The following is a 6,101-nucleotide window of genomic DNA, read 5'->3' on the forward strand; positions in this document are numbered from 1 at the left end:
CTCCAGCGCGGGATAGATATCGCCCGCCGCGATCTGCTGCGGCACGCCGCCGACCTTGGCGATGATCGTGCCGGCAAAACCGCCGACCCGGAATTTCAGTCCCTTGAGATCGTCGATCGACTTGATCTCCTTCCGGAACCAGCCGCCCATCTGCGCGCCGGTCGACCCGGTCGGAATGCCGATGGTGTTGTATTCCTTCAGCAGATTGTTGATCAGGTCCTGGCCACCGCCCCACTGCAGCCACGAAATGTGCTGCCGCGTGTTCAAGCCGAACGGCAGCGACGTGCCGAACGTGAAAGCGGGGTTCTTGCCCCAATAGTAGTACAGCGCGGTGTTGCCCATCTCGACCGTGCCGTTTGCGACGGCGTCGAGCACCTGCAGACCCGGCACGATTTCGCCGGCGGCGAATGGCTGGATCTGGAAACGATTGTCGGTGATCTCGGCAACGCGCTTGGCGAAATATTCGCAGCCGCCGTAGAGCGTATCCAGCGCCTTGGGCCAGCTCGCGGCATATCGCCATTTGATCTCGGGCATCGACTGCGCGATCGCCGGCGCAGCGACGGCACTTGCGGCCAAGCCCAATCCGCCTGCCGTCAGGAATTTACGACGTTCCATGCGCTTCCCTCCGCTAAGTCGATGCTTCGACCAGGGAACGATCTTGGTGTCGTCTTGTCTTCGTCGACGCTCGACGTTTTCTGTTGAGACGTTGTGGCGTTTCCGAACGGCCCTTGCGGGCACTCGTAGATGGAATTCCGATCGTTGCGGTTCCTCGAGCGAGGATGACCGGGCGCTTCGCCGGAATCAAGTCTCATGTCTCAAGCCTCATGGGCGCCTCGCAGGTGCGAACGCCAGCCTGACGCAAGTCGGGCTGGCACGCGATCTGCTATTCCGTCGCGCAAAAACCAGGGAGGCTCGCGCATGACGGGCAAGACGATCGTGGTCGCCGGAGCGAGCGGTCTCGTCGGCAATGCCGCGTTGCGACACTTCGGCATCTCGAGCGGGTGCGATGTCATTGCCCTGTCCCGGCGGAGGCCGCGCGACCGCTACGGCGCCCGTCATGTCCCGATCGACCTGACCAGCGCAGCGGATTGCGGCCGCGCCGCCTCGGAACTGAGCGGCGCGACGCATCTGATCTACGCTGCGCTCTACGAGGCGCCGCAGCTCGTCGACGGCTGGCGCGACCCGCAGCAGATCAAGACCAACGATTTGATGCTGCGCAATCTGATGGGTGCGCTCGAGCCGGTCTCACCCGGCCTCAAGCATGTCGCCCTGTTGCAGGGCACCAAGGCCTATGGCGTCCACGTTCGCCCCCTGACCGTGCCGGCTCGCGAAGGCCGTTCCGAAATGTACGAGCAGCCCAATTTCTACTGGGCGCAGGAAAACTTCTTGCGCGAACTGCAAGCCGGCAAGGCTTGGCATTGGAGCATCCTGCGGCCGGTGCTGATCGTCGGCCTCGCCATGGGCGGCGCCATGGACCTGATCCCGCCGCTCGGCGTCTATGCCGCGATGCTGCGCGAGCAGGGCAGGCCGCTGGATTACCCCGGCGGCGCCGCGCGGGTGGCGCAGGCTGTCGATGTCGACCTCCTCGCCCGCGCCATCGCCTGGTCGGGCGAGGCCGAGGCCGCGCGCAACGAAGCCTTCAACGTGACCAATGGCGACGTCTTTACCTGGGAGAACATCTGGCCTGCGGTCGCCGATGCGCTGGAGATGAAGCCGGGCAAGCCGGTCCCGCTGTCGCTCACCAGGGAGTCTCCATCCTGGGTCGCCCCCTGGGATGCGCTGCGGCGCAAGCACGACCTCGTATCGCCTGCGCTGGCCGAATTCGTCGGCCTCTCGTTCCAATACGCCGATTACAGCCTGCGCTACGGCCAGACCGAATCCGGTCCGCCCTCGATCGTCTCGACCGTGAAGATCAACCGCGCCGGCTTCACCGAGATGATGGACACCGAAGACATGTTCCGGAAGTGGTTCAGGCAGGCGAAGCAAGAGCGGCTGCTGCTATGACGCAGAACCAAAGCCGGTACGTCCGGGATCGTTGCCCAGATCAGATTGTGACCCGGATCGGTCCTCCGGCCAAGCCGGTTCGAACGGCTTTAAGTCTGGCTTATCTGAGCTTCTGTCGCAACCACCGTGAGGGACGGACATCACCCAGCGCGGCGATCCTTTGTAGCGGCGAAAAGTCGACCTTCCAAAGATCAAGTTCAAACAGCTCGCCGCGCTGATCGAGGTTCAGCGCGACCGACACCAGCACTCCATCAGCGTCGTCAAATTCGGCTTCGCCAATACATCGGCCGAAACGCCGGTCTGCGGCACCTTCGAAGAGAAGGCTACCCATCCCACCGTCGTTCATTTCGTCGACGAAGCCAAAATGGTCCTGCAAGGGCGAATGCTGACCTAGAATAAAGACAACCAGATCGTGCTCGTCGGGGGTAAGTGGGCGCGGCATCTTCTTTCTCGTAGCGGCTAGGTGCATTGGCCCATATCACGCCGCGCTCGCGATGTCCGTTCTGGCCCATGGCGGACGTGTCCGGCACGAAGTGCAAGAGCAGCTTTTGATCGTAGCGGAACATAGTCGTTCTTGCTATCGTCCTTAGACCGACCGAGGTTGCCAACACTAATGCGACTGATTTCGCACTTGCTAGTCGGACTGCTCTGCGCCTTAGGCGTGATAGCAGCAGGTGCTTTTAGTCACGAAATGGTACGGCCCTTTTTCTTGATCGTTTGGACGCCAGCAACCTGGCTGGTTCGTTTTTCAAACACGCTATGTCCACCGACAGGCGTAAGGTGCTTTCTGGGGTCGGTCAGCCAAGGTGCGCATCACCTTTGGTTTGGGCTATGCCTCCTTGGCTTTTGGTGGATTGTCTTGTCGTTCGCAATCTGGCCGCTCTTCTGGTTGCGTCGATCGCCTCCGACCCCAAGGCCGATCCCGAAATCTACTTATTTTCTTAAGCTTTGAGCTACCGTCGAAACCTAAGCTAAACTAAGCCTAGAAGCGATGGCTTTACTGATGATCTCTACCTTGCGCAGCGCAAGCAAAGTCGGAGGTCTACGTGGGTTGGAAGCTTTTTGCATTCTTCGCTGTCTTGCTCGCGTCTTACGGAATCGGCGACGTTGGGACTTTCACTGCGGTGCAGATTGTCGACTTTGTAATTGAGGTGCTTGCGGCCAGCGGTCTCGTGCTGATGGCATTCAAGATCGATTTTCTTCCCGGTATGTTTTGGCGCGGATTCGCTGGCGCCTATTTTGTGTATTATTCTGGCTGGTTTGCCGAGAAAGCTTTCCTCACCGAGGGCGGGCCTGCGTCCCTCGTTATTGAAAATGCGCTCACATACGCTGTCTTTCATATCGCCATCGGCTATGGACTTTGGCTGAATGGTTCGATGCATGAACAGCACGGCGCCGCGCGTCAGATCTGTGGCTAGACATATCCCAGACGGTTAAGGCGCCCACATGTACTTCCTCATCGCCTGTCTGATCGTGGTCGCCTCGAGTGCCGTGATATCGTATCGTCGATCCACGGCTCTATCACGGAATCCTCAGGGAAGGCTTGCGGCATTTCTGCCGGCATTCTGCGCGGCAGTCTTTGCGCTGGTCCTACTAGAGTTTGATCGTATTCAAGGCAAGCAGGAGGTCGGTCCCTTCGCAACGACCTATCTCCTCATGCTTGTTGTGTCCTTCTTTGGCGGTTGGTTCCTTGGCATTGTTGTTGGATTGCCCCACGACAAGCAGCCATGACTCTGGCAACATCCTGTTGATGTCCGTATTGGTCCCTAGCTGACCTGCCGCGCGCCGCCGGTGGAGGACCGCTTGTGGACCCGTTGCGGAGCTCGGACGGCTGGATCAAAATCGCCCCTTGAAGCTACGGCATGGGCCTCAAGTGGGCGCCGCAAAGGCTAATCTTTACCGCACTCCGAGACCGACGAAATGTTACTAAGAAGGCAGCTTATTGCGGACGCGATGGTCGTTGATGGTCGAGGACGCGTCTTTGTGCAAAGGCGCTCATCGACGCGTGAGTTGTTTCCCAGGTGTTGGGACTTGATCGGCGGGCACGTCAAAGACGACGAGCACGTTCTTTCTGCTCTGCGCCGCGAAATACATGAGGAGACAGGCTGGCACCTTAAGAACATCGTTCTTGAGCTAACACCTAAGTATTGGAGCTATGGGCCGACACCCTATGAAGAACGACAGTTCATCGTGACCGTCGACGGGGACCTCACAAAACCAGCTCTGGAAACCGGCAAAGTGTCAGAGACTCTCTGGGTTGATCGCGCGAACGTGGAGAAGCTCAAAGAGAACCGCAAGCCGGATGACCAGTTAATCTACAATTCGGTGGTGGAGGCTCTCAAAGTTCTGGAGACAGTGCGGCCTCCAATGTGAGATTGTCGTTGCAATTTGCTCCGCAACTGCGACTTGCTTTGCAAGAGATCACTACATGAAAGATGCTATTGTCCGTCACGCAACAGAACGCGACCTGCATCAGGTTCTGAACCTTTACGGGCATCTCCATCCGCAGGAACCCCCACTGGCGCCAGCTACGGCTGAGCGCGTCTGGTCCAATCTGCTTTCATCGGGGTTTATGACTGTGATCGTGGCGCAAGCAGGTGAACAGCTTCTATCGTCGTGCACGCTCGCAATTGTGCCCAATCTGTCTCGGGGCGGCCGATCATATGGCGTCATTGAAAATGTAGTCACCCACACCGACCATCGCAAATCAGGGCTCGGGCGACGGGTTCTCACCTATGCGCTTGAGATCGCATCGCAGGCCGATTGCTATAAGGTCCACTTGGCGACGGGGTCCAAGCGTGAGGCGACCCTGCGCTTCTACGAGCGAGCAGGATTCGAACGAGGCGGCAAGACTTACTTCGAAGTGCGGCGGTAGGTGTCGATTGGCCCTCCGATGTTCCTTGGGGACGTGTCGGGAATTGGCCCGTCGCGCCAGTCGCGAGTGCAGCGACATGTCCGGACGCAGGCGAGGACCGGAAGTCGGTCGCTCAGCGGGACGCCGCCGCAATTGACCCGGAACGGACTTCGATAACTGTCCTGAGTGACGATCAACGCTCAGTCAGAACCGGTTCGGCTGCCGGAGAACCAGAACGCTAGTCTTTCTCTATGTCTCTGGGCTGAGCAAAGTCGGCGATGGTCAGGGTATTCGCGAGAGTGTTTTTGCCATGATCTGTACGGCCGTCCAGTCTCTTGCCACGATAGGCAGATAACCAGGGCAACCGAGACTTGATGCCCGTTGTAATGGGCTCATCAGTCACCTCTAGCGTGATTTCATTCCAGCTCACGCCCGGACCTAGCGTTGCCTGCAAGTTGTCCGGATTGACCTGGATGACCGACCCAGGATTATTGACGTCGGCGAAAGTAACGAGATCGGGCAGTCGTCCCGAGTCAATCTTGCGCGGGCCGCGCTGGCGGGCGATTGTGGCCACGGCATCCATGATGTTCGTCGGCGGCGCCATGTTATAAAGCTCGCACACGAACTCAAGGTTCGGTCCTGCATAACGGGTCCAGCCATAGTACCCGCGAATTTGGTTTGTCAGCAGCGCGACCAAGGGCCTCGCGCCTGAGCCTAGATCGAGGTAAAGGGCTTCGCCGCGCAAATTGCTAAAAGTGCCGCGCTCAGGAAAGACGACATTCTCCACCAACACCTCAACGACGCTCGAAGCGTGCTTGACGCCGTCCGGCGTATTGACCGCAACTGTCAGCTTGTACCGATAGCTCTTAGAACAACCCGCAACAGCGATAGCCACCAGCCCTATCGCGACGATGCGGAGATAGCTTCGCCACCTTGCCTGCGTCACCGAACGCCTCGCGCTGCGATCAAGCGTCACTCGCTTGAGTCGGACGATCTATAGGGATCTGGTACCACCAGAGATTGTCTAACTGGTTAACTTCGGCTGTGCGGCTCCGTAAACATGGATTCATACCTCGACAAGGTCGCTTCGGGGGACTCTCGCCTCAGCGAGTTAGCGAGCAAACGGAGCAGGTTTGAATGTCGGCTTGTGGCCGATTTTGTTGCAAAAGTCGGTTGAGACAAGTCACGAAGCGTGATTCCGTTGTGTTGACGCGAATCTCGGCGAGGTCGATCCATGATGGGC

The 6,101-nt window shown here is 58.8% G+C and carries 8 protein-coding genes (1 of these 8 running past the window's edge); 5 read left to right on the top strand and 3 right to left on the bottom strand.

What is annotated here, in order from left to right; all coding sequences use genetic code 11:
- On the bottom strand, positions 1–615 hold the 5' portion of the coding sequence (locus ABIB91_RS28400; protein ID WP_219680430.1) for a TRAP transporter substrate-binding protein. Its footprint begins 474 nt before the window's first position; the window shows 615 of its 1,089 coding nt (coding positions 1–615); its start codon is at positions 613–615; its stop codon lies off the left edge, out of view.
- Positions 616–918: 303 nt separating this feature from the next.
- On the opposite strand from ABIB91_RS28400, the gene ABIB91_RS28405 reads away from it, so the two are divergent.
- Positions 919–2,004 (top strand): SDR family oxidoreductase, encoded by a 1,086-nt coding sequence (locus ABIB91_RS28405; protein ID WP_354169041.1) that lies wholly within the window; start codon positions 919–921, stop codon positions 2,002–2,004.
- A 100-nt stretch (positions 2,005–2,104) separates the two neighbouring features.
- Here ABIB91_RS28405 and ABIB91_RS28410 read toward each other — a convergent pair whose 3' ends face one another.
- Positions 2,105–2,446 (bottom strand): DUF6984 family protein, encoded by a 342-nt coding sequence (locus ABIB91_RS28410; protein ID WP_354126828.1) that lies wholly within the window; start codon positions 2,444–2,446, stop codon positions 2,105–2,107.
- A 604-nt stretch (positions 2,447–3,050) separates the two neighbouring features.
- Here ABIB91_RS28410 and ABIB91_RS28415 point away from each other — a divergent pair.
- The 4 genes from ABIB91_RS28415 (at position 3,051) to ABIB91_RS28430 (ending at position 4,879) form a co-directional block, all read left to right on the top strand.
- Positions 3,051–3,422, top strand: a complete 372-nt coding sequence (locus tag ABIB91_RS28415) for a hypothetical protein (protein ID WP_354126827.1) — start codon at positions 3,051–3,053, stop codon at positions 3,420–3,422.
- 28 nt (positions 3,423–3,450) lie between these two features.
- Complete coding sequence (locus tag ABIB91_RS28420; RefSeq protein WP_354126826.1) at positions 3,451–3,735, top strand: hypothetical protein; 285 nt, start codon at positions 3,451–3,453, stop codon at positions 3,733–3,735.
- A 189-nt stretch (positions 3,736–3,924) separates the two neighbouring features.
- Positions 3,925–4,377 carry an NUDIX hydrolase gene (locus ABIB91_RS28425; protein ID WP_354126825.1) on the top strand — a complete coding sequence of 151 codons (453 nt, stop codon included), beginning with the start codon at positions 3,925–3,927 and terminating at the stop codon, positions 4,375–4,377.
- A gap of 55 nt (positions 4,378–4,432) precedes the next feature.
- A complete protein-coding gene (locus ABIB91_RS28430) occupies positions 4,433–4,879 on the top strand; it encodes a GNAT family N-acetyltransferase (protein WP_354126824.1) in 447 nt (148 codons plus the stop codon).
- A gap of 217 nt (positions 4,880–5,096) precedes the next feature.
- Here ABIB91_RS28430 and ABIB91_RS28435 read toward each other — a convergent pair whose 3' ends face one another.
- Complete coding sequence (locus ABIB91_RS28435; protein WP_354126823.1) at positions 5,097–5,804, bottom strand: hypothetical protein; 708 nt, start codon at positions 5,802–5,804, stop codon at positions 5,097–5,099.
- Positions 5,805–6,101 lie beyond the last annotated feature (297 nt).

It is taken from the genome of Bradyrhizobium sp. JR4.3 (assembly GCF_040547695.1).
Lineage (GTDB): Bacteria > Pseudomonadota > Alphaproteobacteria > Rhizobiales > Xanthobacteraceae > Bradyrhizobium > Bradyrhizobium canariense.